Origin of the sequence: Microcoleus sp. MON1_C5 (assembly GCF_036701875.1) — a bacterium.
Lineage (GTDB): Bacteria > Cyanobacteriota > Cyanobacteriia > Cyanobacteriales > Microcoleaceae > Microcoleus.
In genome coordinates, this window is record NZ_JAUBRN010000004.1 from 1 (window position 1) to 19,909 (window position 19,909).

21 protein-coding genes and 4 rRNA genes are annotated in these 19,909 nt (G+C 45.3%); 11 read left to right on the forward strand and 14 right to left on the reverse strand.

Annotated features, from left to right (window positions below):
• Nucleotides 1-77: 77 nt before the first annotated feature.
• The 9 genes from rrf (QUA71_RS02920) to sufR form a co-directional block, all read right to left on the reverse strand.
• Nucleotides 78-194: ribosomal RNA gene (gene rrf, locus QUA71_RS02920) — 5S ribosomal RNA — on the reverse strand.
• A 494-nt stretch (nt 195-688) separates the two neighbouring features.
• The gene (locus QUA71_RS02925; RefSeq protein ID WP_333281971.1) at nt 689-2,248 is read right to left on the reverse strand and encodes a cytochrome P450; all 1,560 of its coding nucleotides are present in this window, start codon (nt 2,246-2,248) and stop codon (nt 689-691) included.
• 280 nt (nt 2,249-2,528) lie between these two features.
• Nucleotides 2,529-2,645 (reverse strand): 5S ribosomal RNA (gene rrf / locus QUA71_RS02930).
• A gap of 208 nt (nt 2,646-2,853) precedes the next feature.
• Entirely contained in the window at nt 2,854-3,009 is a 156-nt protein-coding gene (locus QUA71_RS02935) for a hypothetical protein (RefSeq protein WP_333281974.1), read from the reverse strand.
• Between the two features lie 240 nt (nt 3,010-3,249).
• Nucleotides 3,250-3,366: ribosomal RNA gene (gene rrf, locus QUA71_RS02940) — 5S ribosomal RNA — on the reverse strand.
• A gap of 196 nt (nt 3,367-3,562) precedes the next feature.
• Nucleotides 3,563-3,715, reverse strand: a complete 153-nt coding sequence (locus QUA71_RS02945) for a hypothetical protein (protein ID WP_333281977.1) — start codon at nt 3,713-3,715, stop codon at nt 3,563-3,565.
• Between the two features lie 243 nt (nt 3,716-3,958).
• Nucleotides 3,959-4,075 (reverse strand): 5S ribosomal RNA (rrf, locus tag QUA71_RS02950).
• A 196-nt stretch (nt 4,076-4,271) separates the two neighbouring features.
• Complete coding sequence (locus QUA71_RS02955) at nt 4,272-4,679, reverse strand: hypothetical protein (protein ID WP_333060446.1); 408 nt, start codon at nt 4,677-4,679, stop codon at nt 4,272-4,274.
• An 82-nt stretch (nt 4,680-4,761) separates the two neighbouring features.
• On the reverse strand, nt 4,762-5,466 hold the full coding sequence (sufR, locus tag QUA71_RS02960) for an iron-sulfur cluster biosynthesis transcriptional regulator SufR (RefSeq protein WP_333281980.1): 705 nt from the start codon (nt 5,464-5,466) through the stop codon (nt 4,762-4,764).
• A gap of 188 nt (nt 5,467-5,654) precedes the next feature.
• Here sufR and sufB point away from each other — a divergent pair, with 188 nt between their 5' ends.
• From sufB to QUA71_RS02995, 7 genes are all read left to right on the forward strand, one after another.
• Nucleotides 5,655-7,097 carry a Fe-S cluster assembly protein SufB gene (gene sufB / locus QUA71_RS02965; RefSeq protein WP_015176922.1) on the forward strand — a complete coding sequence of 481 codons (1,443 nt, stop codon included), beginning with the start codon at nt 5,655-5,657 and terminating at the stop codon, nt 7,095-7,097.
• A gap of 232 nt (nt 7,098-7,329) precedes the next feature.
• Nucleotides 7,330-8,121, forward strand: coding sequence for a Fe-S cluster assembly ATPase SufC (gene sufC / locus QUA71_RS02970; RefSeq protein WP_333281985.1), 792 nt, complete (start codon nt 7,330-7,332; stop codon nt 8,119-8,121).
• The gene (sufD, locus tag QUA71_RS02975; RefSeq protein ID WP_333281988.1) at nt 8,118-9,461 is read left to right on the forward strand and encodes a Fe-S cluster assembly protein SufD; all 1,344 of its coding nucleotides are present in this window, start codon (nt 8,118-8,120) and stop codon (nt 9,459-9,461) included. Before sufC ends, sufD begins: the two co-directional genes overlap by 4 nt.
• A 101-nt stretch (nt 9,462-9,562) precedes the next feature.
• On the forward strand, nt 9,563-10,825 hold the full coding sequence (locus QUA71_RS02980) for a SufS family cysteine desulfurase (RefSeq protein ID WP_333281991.1): 1,263 nt from the start codon (nt 9,563-9,565) through the stop codon (nt 10,823-10,825).
• A gap of 65 nt (nt 10,826-10,890) precedes the next feature.
• Nucleotides 10,891-11,652 carry a DUF4184 family protein gene (locus QUA71_RS02985; protein ID WP_333281994.1) on the forward strand — a complete coding sequence of 254 codons (762 nt, stop codon included), beginning with the start codon at nt 10,891-10,893 and terminating at the stop codon, nt 11,650-11,652.
• A gap of 293 nt (nt 11,653-11,945) precedes the next feature.
• Nucleotides 11,946-12,389 carry a hypothetical protein gene (locus tag QUA71_RS02990; protein WP_333281997.1) on the forward strand — a complete coding sequence of 148 codons (444 nt, stop codon included), beginning with the start codon at nt 11,946-11,948 and terminating at the stop codon, nt 12,387-12,389.
• Nucleotides 12,390-12,680: 291 nt separating this feature from the next.
• On the forward strand, nt 12,681-12,938 hold the full coding sequence (locus tag QUA71_RS02995; RefSeq protein WP_333282000.1) for a hypothetical protein: 258 nt from the start codon (nt 12,681-12,683) through the stop codon (nt 12,936-12,938).
• A 79-nt stretch (nt 12,939-13,017) separates the two neighbouring features.
• On the opposite strand, the gene QUA71_RS03000 is transcribed toward QUA71_RS02995, so the two are convergent.
• Complete coding sequence (locus QUA71_RS03000) at nt 13,018-13,842, reverse strand: NAD-dependent epimerase/dehydratase family protein (RefSeq protein WP_333282002.1); 825 nt, start codon at nt 13,840-13,842, stop codon at nt 13,018-13,020.
• A gap of 112 nt (nt 13,843-13,954) precedes the next feature.
• Between QUA71_RS03000 and QUA71_RS03005 the strand changes: the two genes are divergently transcribed.
• A complete protein-coding gene (locus tag QUA71_RS03005) occupies nt 13,955-14,806 on the forward strand; it encodes a YkvA family protein (RefSeq protein WP_333282005.1) in 852 nt (283 codons plus the stop codon).
• A gap of 163 nt (nt 14,807-14,969) precedes the next feature.
• Here QUA71_RS03005 and QUA71_RS03010 read toward each other — a convergent pair whose 3' ends face one another.
• Entirely contained in the window at nt 14,970-15,284 is a 315-nt protein-coding gene (locus QUA71_RS03010) for a zinc ribbon domain-containing protein (RefSeq protein WP_333220744.1), read from the reverse strand.
• A 154-nt stretch (nt 15,285-15,438) separates the two neighbouring features.
• On the opposite strand from QUA71_RS03010, the gene QUA71_RS03015 reads away from it, so the two are divergent.
• The 3 genes from QUA71_RS03015 (at nt 15,439) to QUA71_RS03025 (ending at nt 17,010) form a co-directional block, all read left to right on the forward strand.
• Nucleotides 15,439-15,612: a hypothetical protein gene (locus QUA71_RS03015; RefSeq protein WP_333220746.1), complete on the forward strand. Its 174-nt coding sequence runs from the start codon at nt 15,439-15,441 to the stop codon at nt 15,610-15,612.
• A 41-nt stretch (nt 15,613-15,653) separates the two neighbouring features.
• A complete protein-coding gene (locus tag QUA71_RS03020) occupies nt 15,654-16,235 on the forward strand; it encodes a hypothetical protein (RefSeq protein WP_333282008.1) in 582 nt (193 codons plus the stop codon).
• Between the two features lie 301 nt (nt 16,236-16,536).
• Nucleotides 16,537-17,010, forward strand: a complete 474-nt coding sequence (locus QUA71_RS03025; RefSeq protein WP_333282011.1) for a TspO/MBR family protein — start codon at nt 16,537-16,539, stop codon at nt 17,008-17,010.
• 137 nt (nt 17,011-17,147) lie between these two features.
• Here the strand turns inward: QUA71_RS03025 and QUA71_RS03030 are convergent, their stop codons facing one another.
• Genes QUA71_RS03030 through QUA71_RS03040 form a run of 3 tightly spaced genes read right to left on the reverse strand, consistent with a single transcriptional unit; the run spans nt 17,148 to nt 19,899 of the window.
• Nucleotides 17,148-17,558, reverse strand: a complete 411-nt coding sequence (locus QUA71_RS03030) for an ester cyclase (protein ID WP_190655612.1) — start codon at nt 17,556-17,558, stop codon at nt 17,148-17,150.
• Between the two features lie 59 nt (nt 17,559-17,617).
• On the reverse strand, nt 17,618-19,678 hold the full coding sequence (locus QUA71_RS03035) for a hypothetical protein (protein WP_333282014.1): 2,061 nt from the start codon (nt 19,676-19,678) through the stop codon (nt 17,618-17,620).
• Nucleotides 19,675-19,899, reverse strand: a complete 225-nt coding sequence (locus tag QUA71_RS03040; RefSeq protein WP_190655615.1) for a hypothetical protein — start codon at nt 19,897-19,899, stop codon at nt 19,675-19,677. The genes QUA71_RS03035 and QUA71_RS03040 overlap by 4 nt, the downstream gene beginning before the upstream one ends.
• Nucleotides 19,900-19,909: the final 10 nt, after the last annotated feature.

The following is a 19,909-nucleotide window of genomic DNA, read 5'->3' on the forward strand; positions in this document are numbered from 1 at the left end:
GTCGCTTTTATCAACAGGGTATACGGGCTGCAACCCTGATTGCGTCTATCTCCTAAACCTCTTTGTCACCCCCCCAGCCTTGGCACTGAGCTATTTTACCGGGCAGTGACCCGCCGAGTATCTTCGCCATCGCAACGTTTAACAACCGAGTTCGCGATGGATCGGAGTGGTTCCATTACATCATCAGCACGATGTTGTTATGATTTTGTTAAAAGAAATGACGACTCAAAGAGGCAATTATTAGGACTATAAGATTTTGCATCAAAAGTACGGCTCATTTTTCCACTCATCCTTACTTACACCATATTCCAGGTTTATTAAGTACAGTAGCAGCTATATTGTGTGGTACGTGTTATGTAGGGTGCGCCGCTGTTTTATAGTTTAATGGAACTTGCAGATTGTTCATGGCAACGCACCTTACTTACAACAAAATTGTATGTACCGCATATAAATGGAATATGCTGTATCTACTTCAATCTCATCCAAACCTGGTTGAAGATATGTCCCATTCCGCAATAATCTTTGGGATTTCCTAGGCTGATTTCTTTGATGAATTTCTTGCCCATTCCTCTTGCTCAAACGAATTTTACCCTTGATCACCTATTTTCTTCTGCTTAGAGTGACAAAAGAGCGCTAATCCGGCTATCTAGTATATTCCTAAAAATTGCGGTGTTTGAAAGGTTTAGGCTCAGTTTCTCTCTCGAAAGCGTACTGGCATTCGATCTGACGGATAAATTAACAGGTTTTGCTGTAATTCTTCCAGAGAAGAACGACCCTTGACTAACTCCCAATCGAAGTGGCGCACCAATAATGCTAACATCATTGTTCCTTCCAGCATTGATAGATGCTCTCCTAAGCAACGATGCGACCCTGAGCCAAAGTCTATCATTGGCAGTGAACTTGTTTCCTTATTCTTGTCTAGCCAACGTTCGGGCAGAAATTCCTCTGGGTTAGCATAAACTTCTGGATCTCTTCCGGCTGCAAGCATTGACCAGGATACTCTCGTCCCACGCGGAATCACTGTACCATCAATTAGAGTATCCCGTTGAGCCTCCAATGAAGTTGAGCCGGAGGCAACTGAATAAAGGCGTAGTGTTTCTTTTATAATGGCGCGAATATAAGCCAATTCTTTGAGGTTTTCTAAGTTAATCCCACCTGGTTTTTGAGAAGCTTGGTCAACGATGTCCCGTGCTTGTTGAAACACTCTTTGATTTAAGCTCAACTCTCCAAGTGCAAAGGATAAAGTATGGGCTGTGGTGTCAGTCCCAGCTATTAATAGTTCAATCGATTCTGATATTAAGGTTTCGCGATCGTATTTTGGCTCTTTAGCCGCGATTTTGACTAACATTGATTCCCTAAACAAACTACTGACTTGTGGGAAATCATTTTGATTTTGTTCTCTCATCTGTAAAGCTAAGTCTACGCGGGGAGTAAGGAATTCCGTTAAATATCGCCTTGCTGCCCAATAATCCCGTGAATTCTGAGTTGGCAAATATTTCATCCATCTTTTCTCCCCCGTAGCTTGTCGCAGGAAACGATAGCCTACAACAGACATCGCTTCGTACACCTTGCTAACTTCCAGGGGGGAACCTTCCTGACTGGTACTATTTCTATCTACAGGAATACCTAGTACAAGAGAGGATATCACCCTCATTGTTAGTTCCACAAACAGAGGATCTACCTCCACTTCTTTTGGGGGTGCAGCTTGTTTGAGCGTCTCAATGACTTGTTCGCAAGCTTGGCTAATTATTTCCAGATATTTGGAAAGATTGCTCGAACTAAATTCCGGATTCCAAGCCTTGCGTCGCCACTGCCACTCGGTTCCAGTTTCTCCGAGCATAATAGAACCGCTCATATCGTTCCATGCTTCGCGTAATTGCTTGGATCTAATTAAGCTACCATCTCTCATCCCATTGATAATGGTATCTTCGATTACTTTTGGTTTACTTAAAACCACAACTGGAGTCCTGCCATTCCAGATGACGTACATCGGGCCTAGCTGCTGGCTCCAATCAAAAAATTGCTGAAATAATTTCTTCTGTTTTACTGCTGCTAATATTTGTGGCAGATTTCCTAACACCCAATATTGGGGAGGCGAAGGGAGTGATTGTAGCGATTTATACGTTTCCTTTCCTTTCCACCATCGCCAACTCAGTATAGACGCTATGCTAGTAAAGCCTAATACTATTACTAAATATGACAAGAAGGAAGAAGAACCATTTATTTGAGAAGTAATGCTTTGAAACATAAATCTGCCCAAGTCCATAGTTTTTTATTACCCATATACTACCTTGAAAGGGAGATTAAGTAAGTCAACCTAATTAAATATAAAACGTTCGACTTGGTAATTGCCTGATGTGGCTCTAGCATTAACTCCTTTAATGATGGCCTGGGATAATTCGTACTCGTGTTCAAATACGCAACAAGCTCTGGACTTACGCACTTGTCATATTATAAACATCTGTAACTCCCCAAAAAACTAAAGCCCTTTTCCGTTGTTGCGGGAAAAGAGCTTTAATTTATTATTAACCTGGCACTGAGCTATTTTACCGGGCAGTGACCCGCCGAGTATCTTCGCCATAGCAACGTTTAACAACCGAGTTCGGGATGGATCGGAGTGGTTCCATTACATCATAAGCACCAGGAAAGCTTTGAAAACTTTTTATCCTGTGTCGGCGTTCCGCTTAATGTTAAGCTTGATGCGCTGCATCTCTTTCGCTCGACTTAATTACTGTATCAAGTTTCCCCCTGTCTGTCAACCCCAAAGTCAAAAGTTTTTTTCGATCGCCCGAAACAGCCCCCAATAGCCGAGTTTGACGTATTATTTGTCAGTGTTGCCGATCGACCTTTAACTCACAAATCCAAAAACGCCGCATCAGTTCCTTGCTCTCTGCGAATTTTCCCGTCCTTCTCAAACCACGCCACAACCTGCTTAACTGTTAATTGTTTGATCGCGCTTTCAGCTTCTGTCGCAATTTGCCTCTCATGCCACAAGGACGCAATTACCAAATTCGTAAAAAAGTTTTCCCAACTCGCATCAAGTTCGATCGACCCAAAATCTGCTGCTGGCCCAGAATATTGAGATTTCTACAAAACTCGCACCTCAGACATCTCTAACAATTCTTGTGGGGAGTAGGGGTTAGGCATCCTGCCGGCCCTAGACGAGCTTTTGTGTAGATGACTAATAACTCCCCAAAAAACTAAAGCCCTTTTCCGTTGTTGCGGGAAAAGAGCTTTAATTTATTATTAACCTGGCACTGAGCTATTTTACCGGGCAGTGACCCGCCGAGTATCTTCGCCATAGCAACGTTTAACAACCGAGTTCGGGATGGATCGGAGTGGTTCCATTACATCATAAGCACCAGGAAAGCTTTGAAAACTTTTAATCCTGTGTCTGCGTTAAGTCAGATGCGCTGCATCTCTTTCGCTCGACTTAATTACCTTATCAAGTTTTCCTTTGTCTGTCAACCCCTTTGGCAAAACTTTTTTTAGATCGCCCGAAACCGCTCGAATTATCGGGGTTTGAGGCCTGGTTTGAGGGTGCGAGCGATCGACCTTTAACTCACAAGTCCAAAAAAGCCGCCTGGGTTCCCTGCTCTCTGCGAATCTTCCCGTCCTTCTCAAACCACGTCACGACCTGCTTAACTGTTAATTGTTCGATCGCCCTTTCGGCTTCTGTGGCAATTTGCCTCTCATGCCACGAAGACGCCGCCACCAAATTCGTAAAAAACTTTTCAAAACTCGCATCAATTTCGATAGACCCAAAATCTGCTGCTGGCCCAGAATATTGAGATTTCTACAAAACTCGCACCAAAGACATCTTCAACAATTCTTGTAGGAAATAGGGGTTAACCATCCAGCAGGCCCAAGACTTGCTGTTGTGTAGATGAGTAATAATTCACCAAAAAACTAAAGCCCTTTTCCGTTGTTGCGGGAAAAGAGCTTTAATTTATTATTAACCTGGCACTGAGCTATTTTACCGGGCAGTGACCCGCCGAGTATCTTCGCCATAGCAACGTTTAACAACCGAGTTCGGGATGGATCGGAGTGGTTCCATTACATCATAAGCACCAGGAAAGCTTTGAAAACTTTTAATCCTGTGTCTGCGTTAAGTCAGATGCGCTGCATCTCTTTCGCTCGACTTAATTACCTTATCAAGTTTTCCCTAGTCTGTCAACCCCAAAGTCAAAAGTTTTTTTATATCGCCCGAAACAGCCCCCAATAGCGGAGTGTGACGTATTATTTGGGAGTGTGGTCGATCGACCTTTAACTCACAAGTCCAAAAAAGCCGCCTCGGTTCCCTGTTCTCTGCGAATTTTCCCGTCCTTCTCAAACCACGCCACGACCTGCTTAACTGTTAATTGTTCGATCGGGATCTCGGCTTCTGTCGCAATTTGCCTCAAAGGCCGCAAGGACGCCACCACCAAATTCGTAAAAAAGTTTTCAAAACTAGCATCAAGTTCGATCGACCCTTTAATACTCTCATCATTCTTAATCCAATCCATCACCTGCCCATTAGTCACCTCAGCCACCGGCAAACCAGTCTCCCCAGAAATTTGCTTGAGCACCCTCAAAGCATAAATTGCCACCCGCGCCGAAAACTTTTCCTTGGACGACAGCAGCGCCATATCAACTTCGGCACACTCTTCCGGCTTTAAAAAATCTGCTAGCGGTTCCATATATTAAAAATTGGTAATTGGTAATTAGTAATTGGTAATTAGTAATTGGAATTTAGGAGTGGTAATTGGGAATTGGAAATTCTCATCCTTCTTCCTTCATCCTTCTTCCTTCTTCCTTCTTCCTTGCAATCAAATAACCGCAGCGGTGTTCCCCATTAATAATCCAGTGAGTCCGCTCCACAATACAATCCGGCAAAACCGCTGCAAACATTTCCAACTCATTGCCACACACACTCGGAAAAGTTTCAGCAACATTAGAAATCGCGCAGTTGTGTTCCATCAACACAAATCGATCGCCCAAACCAGCGCGATCGCACATCCCAACCTCTACAGATTCTACAGGATAACACTCAGCCATGTAACCCTCAGCCCTGCGAAGTTCCACCAACTTAGTCACCCGTTCTTGCAGCGAACCCGTACCCACTAGCCGCCGATAGTCCGTAGCCTTGCGCTGCCACTGTTTTCGCAGGATAGTAATCACTTGCTCGCGGCCGACGGTTTCCGCCAAAGTATCCAAGAAAGAGACTGCAAAATCGCCGTAACGATTCGGGAATCGATCGCGCCCCTGACTGGTAAGCTCATAAATGTGCTGCGGCCGCCCCATCCCAGCCTGAACCGACTGATACTGAATCAGCCCTTCCGCTTCCAAATCCTTCAAATGACGGCGAATCGCCTGCGGGCTGATATCCAAAGACTCCGCCAACTCAAGAGCCGTCCCCTGCCCCCCCTTGAGCAAATATTCCAGGATGTCTTGTTTCGTGGAAGTCTGCTGAGTAGTCTCCATCATCTTCACAAAAAATTATTAATTTGACTTTGACAATATCACTATTGTTAATGTAGCTTAAAATATAGTAAAGCAACAAAATTGTTGTTTAACTTCCCAGAGCAGTCCAGCAGAACTCGCTCAAGCCCAGACAGGCATTGCCCCGTCTGCCATCCAGAGAGCATTATCTAGAACACTGAACACGCAAAATAATGAGTTCTACCACAGTCAAAACCTTAGTCAACCAGCCCTACAAATACGGTTTCGTCACCGACATCGAGTCAGACACTATCCCCCGCGGCTTGAGCGAAGATGTAGTCCGCCTGATTTCCGCCAAGAAAAACGAACCGGAATTCATGCTGCAATTCCGCCTCAAAGCATACCGGAAGTGGCTGACAATGACCGAGCCCACCTGGCCCCACGTCAACTATCCCGCGATCGACTACCAACAAATTATCTACTATTCCGCGCCCAAACAAAAGCCTAAAAAGCTCAACAGTTTGGACGAAGTAGACCCAACACTGCTAGAAACCTTCGAGAAACTCGGCATTCCCCTATCCGAACAAAAGCGGCTGGGAAATGTCGCCGTCGATGCCGTTTTCGACAGCGTTTCAATTGCCACAACATTTAGAGAAAAGTTAGCCAAAGATGGTGTTATTTTCTGTTCCATCTCAGAAGCCGTCAAAGATTATCCCGAACTAATAGAAAAATATCTCGGCAGCGTCGTACCAGTCGGCGATAACTTTTTCGCAGCCCTCAACTCCGCCGTATTCAGCGACGGTTCCTTCGTTTACATTCCCAAAGGCGTCAAATGCCCGATGGAATTGTCCACCTATTTCCGCATCAACAACGGAGATTCCGGCCAGTTCGAGCGCACCCTAATTGTTGCAGAAGAAAACAGTTCTGTATCTTACCTAGAAGGCTGCACCGCGCCGATGTTTGACACCAATCAACTGCACGCCGCCGTCGTGGAATTGGTAACAATGGACAATGCGGATATCAAATACTCCACAGTGCAAAACTGGTACGCCGGCGACGCCAACGGCAAAGGCGGCATTTACAACTTCGTTACGAAACGGGGTTTGTGTCAGGGAGTTAATTCTAAGATTTCTTGGACGCAGGTAGAAACGGGTTCCGCGATTACTTGGAAATATCCCAGTTGCGTGTTAGTCGGCGACAACTCAGTAGGCGAATTCTACTCAGTAGCGCTGACAAATAACAAGCAGCAAGCCGACACCGGCACCAAAATGATCCACATTGGTAAAAATACTCGCAGCACGATTATTTCTAAGGGAATTTCTGCCGGTAATTCATCCAACAGCTATCGCGGCTTGGTGAAAATGGGGCCTAATGCTAAAGGCTCTCGCAATTACTCTCAGTGCGATTCCATGCTGATTGGGGATAACGCTCAAGCGAATACTTTCCCTTATATTCAAGTGCAGAACCACACTGCTAAAGTCGAACACGAAGCTTCAACTTCTAAGATTGGGGAAGAGCAATTGTTCTTCTTCGCACAGCGGGGAATTTCGGCCGAAAATGCTATTTCAATGATGATTAGCGGTTTCTGTAAAGATGTTTTCAATCAGTTACCGATGGAATTTGCGGCGGAAGCTGATAAGCTGTTGAGTCTGAAGCTGGAAGGAAGTGTCGGGTAGAAGGAAGAAGGAAGAAGGAAGAAGGAAGAAGGAAGAAAATATTTTGGCGGGCGAGAAACCCTCGTTACCAGGCAGAGCCTGGTAACGCATATCTAGAGGCTCTGCCTCACATTTTTCTCTCCCGTTTCCAACGAGGCAGAGCCTCGCGACACGCATTCATAGGCTCTGCCTAGGAACGAGAAGAACGAGAAGAAAAAACTGTAAAGTGCATTGAGGCAAAGGACAAAAATAGATGATTGTAGAAAATAGTCAAGTGGTGCTATCCGTCCGCGATTTAACTGCGAATGTGGAAGATACCCAAATCCTTAAGGGTTTGAATCTGGAAATTAAATCGGGTGAAATTCACGCGATTATGGGACCGAACGGTTCGGGAAAAAGCACTTTATCCAAAATATTAGCGGGTCATCCTGCTTATACGGTAACGGGTGGAGAAGTTACTTTTCTGGGTCAAAATTTGCTTGAATTAGCGCCGGAAGAACGTTCTCTGGCTGGCGTATTTCTGGCTTTCCAATATCCTTTGGAAATTCCCGGCGTTAGCAATCTAGATTTCTTGCGCGTGGCTTACAATTCTCACCGCAAACATCGCGGCTTGGAAGAATTGGATGCTTTTGATTTCCAAGATTTAATCGAGGACAAGCTGGATATTGTCAAGATGAATGATTCTTTTTTAGGCCGCAGCGTAAATGAGGGTTTTTCCGGTGGCGAGAAAAAGCGGAATGAGATTTTGCAAATGGCGCTGTTGGAACCGAAATTAGCTATTTTAGATGAGACTGATTCGGGTTTGGATATCGATGCTCTCAAGATTGTCGCCGGCGGTGTGAATCAGTTGTCAAATGCTGAAAATTCGATGTTGGTGATTACTCACTATCAGCGGTTGCTGAATTACATTATTCCTGATTTTATTCACGTCATGGAAGGCGGCAGAATTATCACGACTGGCCCGAAAGAGTTGGCGCTGGAATTGGAAGAGCGCGGTTATGACTGGGTTGGGGAAGAGGAAGCAGCAGGAGTAGGCGCGCGATGATGAATACGCAAGTTGCTAGTAGGGAAATGTTTTTGACTGATTTGGTGAATCAGTGCAGCAAGTTGGAGGCTGCTAATAGCAAAACTCCCGCTTACGGGTTGCAGGATTTGCGGGATGCGGCGACTGAATACGTGCTTTCTTCGACTTTTCCGACGGTGAGGGATGAAGAATGGCGCTTTACTGATTTGTCGTCGGTGTTGCAAATTCCTTTTCATATACCGCAGAGCAATCAGTCAAAAGTTAAGCTGGCTGATATCATTATGCCAGTGAAAAATCGGGATGATTTACCCTTAAGATTGGTATTTGTCAACGGTTTTTATGCGCCGGATTTGTCAACGGTGGAGTCGTCGGTTTTGCCGAATTTGCCGCTCGACTTTTTCGCAGGTAATCTATCCAATGTACCCGAAAAATATCAAGGGCGCATCAGCGATGTTTTGAGCAAGCACAGACAGCAAACCGAGGTGTTTACCGCGCTGAATACTGCGGGTTTGGCTGATTCTGCGGTGGTGTTCGTGCCGGCCAATATGTCGATCGACCTTCCGATTCACTTGCTGTTCCTGACAGCCCCTGGTGCATCTCCCACCATGTCCCAGCCGCACTGCTTAGTTATAGCTGAGCCTGGAAGTAGCATCACGCTGGTTGAGGATTACGCAACTATCGGTAATGTACCAGCGTTTACGAATGCTGTAACGGATGTTGTTGTCGGCGAAAACGCCACTGTGAATCATGTTCGGCTGCAGCGGGAAGGTGGAGAGGTTGTTCATATCGGCAAAAGTGCGATCGAGCAATCTCGTAATAGCCGTTACACTTGCCATGCTATCAGCTTGGGAGGCAAAATATCGCGGCACAATTTAGAAGTTTTTCAGCGCGGCGAAGCCACTGAAACAACTCTAAACGGCTTAAGCGTAGCCTTTGGGGAACAGTTATCTGACACTCACAGTTTAATCGATTTCAATCACCCGCACGGTACAAGTCGCCAATTGCACAAGTGCATTGTCGGCAACAAAGCTCGCGCTGTATTTAACGGCAAAGTTTTCGTTCGCAAAGCCGCACAATTGACAGACGCCGGACAATTGAGCCGGAATTTGTTGCTGTCGCCGAGAGCTCGCGTAGACACTAAACCGCAGTTGGAAATTGTCGCCGACAACGTTAAATGTTCCCACGGTGCAACTGTCAGCCAGTTAGAAGATGATGAACTTTTCTACTTGCAAAGTCGCGGTTTGGATTTAGAAAGAAGTCGCTATTTGCTAATCGATGCTTTTGCCGCCGAAATTCTCAATCAGTTGCCAATTATTGGCGTGGCGAAAATGCTTTCTACCTGCATGGCTATCCAAGGATAAAAGAATTAGCAACAAGCTGCGACGCTGTTCCAAAAAGATCAATGTTTCGGGTGGGCGAATAGCCCGCCCATAATCAGCAACAATACTAACTTCTGAAATTTATGACACTTATTCAAGAAAAAACACTTGCATCAAAAGTTCGCGGCGACTTCCCAATTTTGAATGAAAAAGTAAATGGCAAACCGCTAGTTTATTTAGACAATGCAGCTACTTCTCAAAAACCCCTAGCCGTGCTCAACGCTTGGCGTGATTACTACGGACAATACAATGCAAACGTGCACCGCGGCGCTCACACTCTCAGCGCCAAAGCGACTGATGCTTACGAAGGTGCTAGAGACAAAGTTGCGACGTTTGTAAATGCTGCGTCGCGGCAAGAAATTGTTTACACTCGCAACGCCACCGAAGCGATTAATTTGGTTGCTTATTCTTGGGGCTTGAGCAATCTGCAAGCCGGAGATGAAATTATTCTGTCGGTAATGGAACACCACAGCAATCTCGTTCCCTGGCAAATGATTGCTCAAAGAACCGGTGCGGTGCTGAAGTTTGTCGAGTTAACGGAAACTAACGAGTTTGATTTGGAACAGTTTAAAACGCTGATTTCCCATAAAACTAAATTGGTGTCAACCGTTCACGTTTCTAATACTTTAGGCTGCATCAGTCCAGTCAAAGAAATCTGCCAAATTGCCCACACTTACGGTGCAAGAGTTTTAATTGATGCTTGCCAAAGCGTGCCGCATATGGTAGTAGATGTGCAAGCAATAGATTGCGATTGGCTGGTTGCTTCCGGCCACAAAATGTGCGCTCCGACTGGCATCGGTTTTCTGTACGGTAAACTGGACTTGCTGAGAGAAATGCCTCCGTTTTTCGGCGGCGGCGAGATGATTGCTGACGTGTTTCTCGATTATTCCACCTATGCCGATTTGCCGCACAAATTTGAGGCAGGCACCCCTGCAATCGGCGAGGCGATCGCCCTCGGTGCAGCAATCGATTATCTTAGTAACATTGGCATGGATAAGATTCACGCTTGCGAAGCTGAATTGACTGCTTATATGTTCCAACAATTGCGGCAAATTCCAGAAATCAAAATTTACGGGCCCCAACCAGACAGCAACGGCGAAGGTAGGGCAGCTTTGGCGGCATTTACAGCCGGAGAAATTCACCCTCAAGACTTGTCTACCATGTTAGACCAGGAGGGAGTCGCCATTCGTTCCGGGCATCACTGCACGCAAGCTTTGCACCGCTATTTGAACGTTTCATCTACTGCCAGAGCGAGTTTGTATTTTTACAATACTCGCGAGGAGATTGATGTGTTTGTGAAAGCGTTGGAAGAGACGATCGACTTTTTTGGTGGGATTATGGGATAAGTTGCTGAGGTGGGTATTTGCCCACCTCAGTTAACAAATTTTTTTTCACGGTTAAGTTTAGCAGAATGCCTTTTACACTCGCACATCCAATCGCAGCAGCTCCCATCTGGTTGCTATCTAAACGAAAATTGGATCTGTTAGCTCTCGCAATTGGGACAATGATACCCGATTTGCAATATTTTATCGCCCTGAAACCAGTCAGAACGATCGGGCACAGTTTGCCAGGAGTCTTCATCGAAGGTTTGCCCTGTTCGCTAGTTCTTTTGCTAGTGTTTCACTGGGTTTTAAAGTATCCGCTACGGGCACTTGCTCCCTCGTACGTAGCCGATAGACTGCCACCTCTGGGGCGATTTTCCCTCTTCCCATTCTCACAATTTTTAATAATTATAGCATCGATCGCGATCGGCGGTATCAGTCATATTTTGTGGGATGATTTCACTCATTCCACTGGGTGGTTTGTCGTCAGATTTCCACTTCTGCAATTTAAGATTATGTCCCTGCCACTCTACAAATTACTTCAATATGGAAGCGGCATATTCGGACTCTGCGGTTTGTCGATTTGGTTCTTGGTGTGGCTGCTCAAAACTAAACCTCGCCCAAGTAAAGAAACGCTGCCTGTGCGCTGGAAACTATTAGCAACTGGCTGCATTTTGCTGACTTCTTGTATCTTGGCATTAATTGCTGTGAAGTTGCACCTAGCTGAGGATGGAAGTTTTTCAGGCATCGTTGTTAGAGCAATTATTGGTTTTATCTCTGGGTTATTTCTCGGTTGTTTGTTCTACTCGGCTTTATTCTGGAAGATCAAAGGTTTTCACCAATTCAATTAGAAGTTGGGTGAGAGCAAAAATTATATACGCCAGGTGATTCGAGCGCCCTTTTTATCATCCGCGTTCATCTGCGTCTATCCGCCTACATCTGCGGTCAAAACAAAGAACGCCATTTTTGATAGTATCTTGACCTTTGGCAAAATAAAACTAGAGTTTTCTCAGGTCAAGGAGAGTTTGAGATGATGTTGAAAGACACGCTCGACTTTTTTGCTGGGATTATGGGATAATTTGGTGAGGTGGGCATTTGCCCACCTTGTTAGAACATCGTTTGCCTTTGCCGAGCGGAATATCTCGTGAAAATAGTTGAGTATTATAGTTTAATAATACAACCACTAAAAAACATGAATCAATATCCTATTATCCTCTTGCCCGACCCTGTTATTCAAGCTCTGGATGCAGTTCCATTTACATGGAAATTTAGTGAACCAAAACCTTTACCTCCTAGTTATAAGCCCCAACCAATTGATGTATTTTTGTTTTTTTATAAATCTCTCCCATTAATTATTCCTTTTGCAACTCTTTCTCTGATTGCCAGTAGAAATATTATCATCACTGTCTATATTTCTCTAGGGGGGATTTTTGTTACTGCCTTGAACTTCTGGCAACAACAAATGTCTTACTTACGAACACTTAATCAATACAAGCAACAAATGCGCGATTATAAAGATTTGTTAGGAGAATGGCAAAAGCGTGAGATTCAGCATAAACGGCAGATAGCAGAATCCCAAAAACCTTAAAAAATAAAACAGTATCGCTATCAGATAATTAAAGATATTATCATAAAAACCGTCCCTCCTGAAGGTAGAATTGTCAGTACAAAGTCTCCGTGGCTTGAAAGTAAATTTTATAAAAATTTACAGCAATTATTTCAAGATAAAATTTATAACAATTTAATCATCCAAAAATCCCACTCCTATCAACCTTACTGTATAGAAATTTCTTATTTTGATAAATTAACAAATTTACGTATTGATATAACTATTGATAAACCTTATCACTATGAAACCGGTGAGCCTAAAAATTACGAAGTGCTTGTCCAAGAAAATCAGCGCCATCAACTCTTTTTAGAAAAAGGATGGATAGTCATTAGATTTGCTGAGGAGCAAGTAGTCTGTTGGCCACAAAGCTGTTGTCGGGTAATAGCCGAAGTAATCAATCAAATAATAGGTACACCAATTCCGGATGAATTGACAACAGTAGAAACTTTACGACCTATCCAGCAATGGAATGAATTTGAAGCAGGACAAATGGCACAGGAACGCTATCGAGATAATTATTTAATCTAGCGATCGCCCTTTCTGACATCCGCGTTCATCCGCGTCTATCCGCCTGCATCTGCGGTAAACAAAAAGAGCGATCGCCCAACTAAAACTCCCTAATCTCAGGATGAACAAACTGATAACCAGCCGCCTTAATCTTTTGATTCGACACCCTCGCATTATAAGGCCGCACGCTAGGACTTCCATCCCAAGAAACTTTAGGCAGATTGTGAGTTTCAAAAATGCGATCGAGTAATTCGCGACTGGATAGCGACACATCCCCGACTAAATTATAAATTCCCTGCAATCGATTTTCCAAAGCAAAAGTTAACCCCCCAACAACATCATCCCGATGCACCCAATTAGTAGCATCTTCCCCCCTACCGGGACGAGTGTTCCCAGCCCAACGTCCAAAAATTTTAACTAATTCTCGCCCTGGCCCATAAATTCCTCCCAAACGGAGAATGCAGACTTGAAGATTTGGACTCGTTGCTGCTAATAAAACCCGTTCTGTTTCTGCGAGAATTTCACTGTTGGGATTAGCAGGCGCAACGGGAGAATCTTCATTGACCACTTCACCTTGGCGATCGCCATACACAGAATAAGTACCCGTATAAATAACCTGCTTTACTGTTGGTATCTGCTGTAAAACCGATACTAAAGTTGTCGCAGTATCTAAATAACTTTCCTGATAAGCATGAGGATTTGGAGCACCGACGCACAGCATAACAGCATCTTGTTCTTGCAGTACAGCCGTCATCGCATCTTTGTCATTTCCTTTGAGCACGGCTACCCGCTGCGCGACACCCTCCAACTCAACTACTCGCGTCGCCGTCGTCGTTGTCGCCGTCACGATACAATCAGATTTGCCGCGTAAATGCTTGGCTGTCGCAGTACCCACATAGCCGCAGCCGACGATCGCAACTTTCATAAAAAATTCTCCTTTGTTTCATAGTCTCTAAAATTATTGCCGATTTCTGCAATCATGGCGCGCTGAGTTTTGTGGTAATATGCAAAGCATCGTTATCAATCGGAGTAGCATCATGTCCGAGAGAGATATTTTTGCCACATCCTCAGAAACCGAACTTAAGGCTTTTTATGGTTCTTTGTTTGCGATGGCAGCCGCCGATGGTTCCGTTGATATTGACGAACTAGATTTGTTGTTTAAAACCATAAATTTAGACAAATTTTCTGACTCTGCAAAGAATCAAATCCACTCCTACACAGCCAGTCCCCCATCACTCAGCGACTGTTTGCAAACACTCAGCCAGTCAGAAGAAACGCTGCGTTTGGGAGTCATGTATTTTTTAATCAACATTGCTTGGGCAAATAAGACGCTGCAGCGCGGAGAAAGCGAGGCGATCCAATCCTCCAAAAAACTGCTGGCGGTTTCCGACTTACAAATCCAAGCCATGCAGGAATTCATCGCAAACATGAAACAAATACAAAAGTCCGCGCCAACTAAAAATCCGGCATCGGCATCCTTCAAGTCTGCTGTTTCAGAGCTGAAAACTAATGGTATCTCTCTCGATTTGATCGACCCCAAAGGAACCACAACCAACCTGAGCAACTCCAAAACTAACTATTCAGATGACAGTTTTTGGGCTAAACTTAAAAACTTTGCTTTAACCGCAGGAAGAGAAGTAGTTGAAAAAGCTTTGATTCTCTACTATACGGCTCAGAACCCAAACGTGCCTGCTTGGGCAAAAGGAGTTGTAGTTGGAGCTTTGACTTATTTTATATCTCCCGCCGATGCCATTCCCGATATATTAGTCGGCATCGGATTTACAGACGATTTGGGAGTATTGTTGGCGGCACTAGCTACAGTTTCAGTATACATTAATGCTGACACTAAAGAACAAGCAAAACAAAAAATGAAAGATTGGTTTGGCTAATAATATTATGTCCGGTCGCTGGTATTGTGTGGGTCTGCATCGGAATAATATAATCTGAATAATATAGGAGTTTTCAATTCTCTGAAATAAAAGACACGGCACTGCCGTGTCCCTACCCAATATCTTTAATTCACTCAACTGAAAACTTAATTATTGTGGATTCTCAGTCTTTAATCGGCTTGCCCTCTCGATTGACAATACGGCTTTCACCATCCTTAGCCGTGACATTTTCATAAACCCCTTCATCCCGCTTTACATACTTGCTGAAACCCGAATTTTTATAATCAGTGTCGGATGTCGGCTTCATCAATCTCGGAGCGCTCAGCAGCCGGCGTACCGGAGCATCTGCGGGAGTCTCCCCAGGCTCGCACTTAGCCAACTCGCACAGTTGACCCCAAGTCGAAACTTCCAGGTTCATGCTGTGCCAAACTTCTAACTGCTGGTTGTTTTCGGGACACAAATAATCGTATACAGGCATATTAAGAATCTCGTTTGCAACTACTAAAATTACTAATTGCACGGTTATTGAGAATATTATAGCTCAACATTACTAAGAATTCAAGCCCAACAATCCAACTTTACTATTTTTAACGGTTGTTAAAACCATAAATCAGCTATATTATTAACCCTGTGTGCTTGCTCCCGGATGCGATCGAGACGAAGCCCAAAAGTACGCTACCCTGAAATCCTCTGACTCGATCCAACGATCGCACGATCGACGGCTAGCAAATGCCCGCAAGACTTCCCTCACTGCTGTCACAGGATTGATCGTCATTTTCAGACTGTACGCCAATCACAGATTCTAAGTTTCAATTTTATTTATTTACTCACCAGCGAGGATTTACCGATGAGCGATTTCAAAGTTACGCCAGAAGTAGAGCTGAACACAGCTCAAATGTTGGAGCGATACCAACTGCAAGATGAGACAAATCTGCGGCGTTGGGCAAAACTGCACGGCATCAACAGCACTCGTGGTTTCTTCTATCCCAGTGAAGTAGATTTGATGGATCACGCTCACCACCATCTCTACAATTTGGGAATGAGCATTGCGGATTACCAAAGTCTTTTAGATCGGCGCCGCAGCCATTCCCAGACACCGGGCGACCAAAATAAAACAGTAGCAGGTCAAGTTGCTGACGAAGCATACGATGCCATAGAAACGCTAACCGATCAGTATGCTGAAGCTATTGATTTAATGGGAGAACGTATAGCAGACCATTTCATCGATGAACTCGATTTATCTGTGATGAGGCACCTTTCTAAAAAAGTGCAAGAGCGGCGCACTCTCAACGGTCAAACCACAAAGCCTAACCGTTTTCTCCAAGTGATTAAAGCCGTGTTGCAACCCAGCAGTGAAAATACGCTTCTGGTTCCCAAAAAAGAGAATGACTCTAGTTTAGAATTAGAACAGCATCATCGGCTCGGCTAGTCGCCGATTTTTTTGAAAGACTAAGAGAGTTTTTGTTCAATTTACTGGTCAATTTTACTGAAAAGCAGACCCGAACCCTCCCCTTTTCAAGGGGAGGCAGCAAGAGCCACATTTTTTATATTATGAAACGGAATATAAAAAAATAAATTGAGATTTCCCCGAAGTCTAAATTACTTTTCAACTGATGTTGGGTTTCGCGACGGAACCAAACCTAATATAACTAGGGACAGATTGCGCGATCGCCCCAATTAGAGATAATATCTGCTGAATTGAACCTGTCAACCTCGCCCAAGGTAAAAAAATGATTAAATCCTGGATGGTAATTGGAGGCGTCGCCTTGATAGTAGCACTAGCAGCTAACTTAATCCCGCGCAGCGACATCCAATGGTTCAACCGGTTGCAGCGTCCGAGATGGCTAGTATTTGAAAAAGCAATTCCCCTAATTTGGACAGTAATTTTTATTTGTGCAGCTTGGTCAGCAGTGATTGTTTGGGAAAAAGAACCGGGAACTCAGGAGACTTGGCTGAGAATGGGTTTGTACCTGCTTTTAGAAATAGTAACTATGTCTTACACCTCGGTTATGTGCAAAGTTAGGAGCCTAAAAGTCGGCACAATAATCGGCGGAACGGGCGCTATTTTAAGCGTAATACTAGCTTTAACTGTGTTGCAAGTTTCCGAGGCTGCCACCCTGTTATTGCTGCCTTACATACTTTGGAGTCCGATCGGCACTTACACCACTTGGGTCATGATGCACCTCAATCCGGCGGATGTTTAGGCTCTGGAATTAGTCATTTTAATGGGATTGCAAGCATCAGGAAAAAGCACCATTTTTCGGTAGTATCTAGCGGCAAGGCAGGTTTTAGTCCGCAAAGACTTGATGCGAAATAATTGTACAGTTGCACAAGTGGAAGCTTATGATATCGGTAACCCAAGCTGCATGAACCAAGTGTGCTTGTCTATGTAACCGCGTTGAAAATGGATTTTGCCATCAACAACATGAAAGAAGCCACAGCCTTGCAGCGTAAAACTTTTGCCAGTTGGTAGGTGGCCACCAAACTCACCTAGAAATGTGCCGCCACCAGTCCACTCGACGATCGCCCACTCGCCATCCTCAAACAGATTCTCAACGTGCGTGTAATTGTCGGGAAAGGCTTGGAAGAAGGTAACAAAACTCTCAAGCAATGCCTCACGCCCGTTGAGAGGATCGCCAAAGGCAACTTGATGGTTCTCTGCATCGTCGTGATAAAGCTCAATCAGGGCGTGAGGGTCACGAGCGTTATAAGCAGAAACCCAGTCTTCGAGAACTTGCTTGGGCGTTTTCATTTTTGGTTCTCTAATACAGATAAGTAAAGATATTAGTTAGCACCTTCTTACCCTCAAATTTACCGAGTTGCAGGGCTGCTCGGAGGCTCAGTTTCCGGGGGCTCGGGAGGGGGAGATTCAGCATCCGAAGGATTCAGCGACTCCTCCCAAACTTCGATTTGCGATCGAGCTTGCTCAAAAGCCCGAGTACCCGAGGGAATTTTTTTCAAAGTCGCGATCGCCCCAGCAAGATCCGACGACGACTGTTCCACACCAAGCGCCAAAATCCGCTGGCTCCACTCATCAATCGCCTCACTCGCCTGCCACCGGAGCGAACTCGACTCCGGCACCTGAAGGGCCAGCGCAATAGCCGTTTGCAGAGCCTCCGCAGTCCCCGCTCGGGCGGCCTGACGGGCGTTCTGCAAACCTTGCTCGCCCTCAAATTGAGCCTCCCAAGCCCGAATGTTCGATTGAGCTTCTTCATAAAGCACCCGTCCCGATCGAATCCGGCGGGCCATCTCAATTGCCTCCGCCAAATTGCCGCCCGCGGCTAGCTGCTGAGCTCTATCCAAAAACGGCTGGTCAACAAGCCGCTGTCTCCTCTCGATCCAAGCTTGAATTTTGGTTTGAGCTTCCACGTAAAGCGCCCTACCTCTAGCTATCCGAGAAGCTTGAGCCACAGCAGCCTCCAGAGAATTCGGATCGCCGGTACTCGCCAAATCGTTCGCTCTTTGTAAATACGGACTGTCTTCCAGCAGCTCGATTTGACGGCTCAAGCTGCTAATTTGACGGAGAGCTTCCTGGGAGCGGGGATTTGATTCCGGGACTGTTTGCAATTGCGCGATCGCAGCCCTCAAATCATTTACCCCTCCCGGCGCCGCCAGCCTGCTTGCCAAATCCAAAACTTTCACATCAGCCATTTCTTGCTGCCAGCGGCCGACTAAATTTTGAGCTTGTTTGTATAAAGGGCGACCCGAATTCAACTTTTGAGCAATCTCGATCGCCTTGGAGAAACCCTCAACAGAGCCAGTCAAAGCCTGAGAAGTAGCATTCGCCAACTCATTAAAATCTTGTACTTGTTCCGTTAAATTTGCAGTGTCGGGAATCTTGTTAGCGATCGCGATCGCCTGCTGCCAATCGCCAGCCTGCAAGCGTTTTTGGGCGATATCCAAAATTTTCTTGCTAAATTCCGCGATCGCCTTATTGGCAGCTTGATACAAATAACTCTTTTGACCAATTCCCTGAGCCAGCTTAATCCCCGCCACCAGATTGTCGAGACCTCCCTCCGAGGCTGTATTCCGGGCTTTGACCAACTTATTGCCCTCAGTCCGAGTCGCCTGAATTAGCTTAGTCAATTCCTCGTACTTAGTCGATTCCCAGAAAGTATTTCCCAAATCCAAAAGCAAAGTAGCTTGGCGGAAAGCCAGCGTCCACTCTTCCTTACGCAAGTGGTCTTCGGCCGTGCGGTAAATTTTCTCTGCTTCGCTCCATATCGACTGCCACTTTTCAATCTGCTTTTCCACCGTCGGGTAAGCAGGAACGTTTTGAGGAACCTTCTTCGCTATCGCAATCGCCTCCTGCAGCTTTCCTTCTTGGAAACTAGCATTTCCCAGCCTGAGCATATCCTCCGACCACCGAGCGATTTGACCGTTAATTCTCGGCCGCAGCGGATGGTTTTGTGGCAAAGCATTCACTAATTCGATCGCCAACAGCAAATCATCTGCCGTCCGCTTGCTTGCTGCTTCTTGAGCGCAAAAAAAGCGATCGTTAGCAGAAGCCGTCGGCCAAAAAATCTTTGAGCAATTCGACTGCGAGGTCAGGTTGAGCAAAGACGCAATTGCCACAAACCCCATACCCACCGACAGCAGCAAACTCACCGCCAGCCAAAACTGCCACTTATTCGACCAGCTCCGCCACAACTTGTGCGGCCCAGGCGGCTGCGAGTTTTCCCCAGACAAATTCGGCCGTAGTTCCAAATGCCCTCCCGGCAGTTTTCCCGAAGTAACCAGCTCTCGGAGCTCTTTAAGTCGTTCAGCCCGGTTTTTCCTTGCTGGTAACCGCACCAGCGACGAAGTATCCTTTGTTGACTCCAAGGATTCTGATGCAGACCAACGGCCTGGTGTTTTGCGATCTTGACTCATATCCTCACCACAAACAACAACCCGCCTGTCTTAATTATTTCAAAACAGCGATCGCTGCTATTGACTGCTCTATAGAATGTATTCATCACTTTTAAATACTCCAGCAGGCGAAAGACTACAAGAGACGATCGCCAAACCACAAAAATCAAAATTTTGTGATTAGGTAATTGATAATGGGTAATTGGCAATTGGTCAAGGCCTTCATCCCGACTCGCACTCATTATTGCCAAT

Bases quoted from the DNA above. Each gene is read 5' to 3' on its own strand.
- sufC (WP_333281985.1), top strand. From the start codon at position 7,330: ATGATTGTAGAAAATAGTCAAGTGGTGCTATCCGTCCGCGATTTAACT.
- QUA71_RS03000 (WP_333282002.1), bottom strand. From the start codon at position 13,842: ATGAAAGTTGCGATCGTCGGCTGCGGCTATGTGGGTACTGCGACAGCC.
- sufR (WP_333281980.1), bottom strand. From the start codon at position 5,466: ATGATGGAGACTACTCAGCAGACTTCCACGAAACAAGACATCCTGGAA.
- QUA71_RS03020 (WP_333282008.1), top strand. From the start codon at position 15,654: ATGAGCGATTTCAAAGTTACGCCAGAAGTAGAGCTGAACACAGCTCAA.
- QUA71_RS02955 (WP_333060446.1), bottom strand. From the start codon at position 4,679: ATGGAACCGCTAGCAGATTTTTTAAAGCCGGAAGAGTGTGCCGAAGTT.
- QUA71_RS02925 (WP_333281971.1), bottom strand. From the start codon at position 2,248: ATGTTTCAAAGCATTACTTCTCAAATAAATGGTTCTTCTTCCTTCTTG.
- QUA71_RS02980 (WP_333281991.1), top strand. From the start codon at position 9,563: ATGACACTTATTCAAGAAAAAACACTTGCATCAAAAGTTCGCGGCGAC.
- QUA71_RS03025 (WP_333282011.1), top strand. From the start codon at position 16,537: ATGATTAAATCCTGGATGGTAATTGGAGGCGTCGCCTTGATAGTAGCA.
- sufD (WP_333281988.1), top strand. From the start codon at position 8,118: ATGATGAATACGCAAGTTGCTAGTAGGGAAATGTTTTTGACTGATTTG.
- sufB (WP_015176922.1), top strand. From the start codon at position 5,655: ATGAGTTCTACCACAGTCAAAACCTTAGTCAACCAGCCCTACAAATAC.
- QUA71_RS03030 (WP_190655612.1), bottom strand. From the start codon at position 17,558: ATGAAAACGCCCAAGCAAGTTCTCGAAGACTGGGTTTCTGCTTATAAC.
- QUA71_RS02985 (WP_333281994.1), top strand. From the start codon at position 10,891: ATGCCTTTTACACTCGCACATCCAATCGCAGCAGCTCCCATCTGGTTG.
- QUA71_RS03040 (WP_190655615.1), bottom strand. From the start codon at position 19,899: ATGAGTGCGAGTCGGGATGAAGGCCTTGACCAATTGCCAATTACCCAT.
- QUA71_RS03010 (WP_333220744.1), bottom strand. From the start codon at position 15,284: ATGCCTGTATACGATTATTTGTGTCCCGAAAACAACCAGCAGTTAGAA.
- QUA71_RS03005 (WP_333282005.1), top strand. From the start codon at position 13,955: ATGTCCGAGAGAGATATTTTTGCCACATCCTCAGAAACCGAACTTAAG.
- QUA71_RS03035 (WP_333282014.1), bottom strand. From the start codon at position 19,678: ATGAGTCAAGATCGCAAAACACCAGGCCGTTGGTCTGCATCAGAATCC.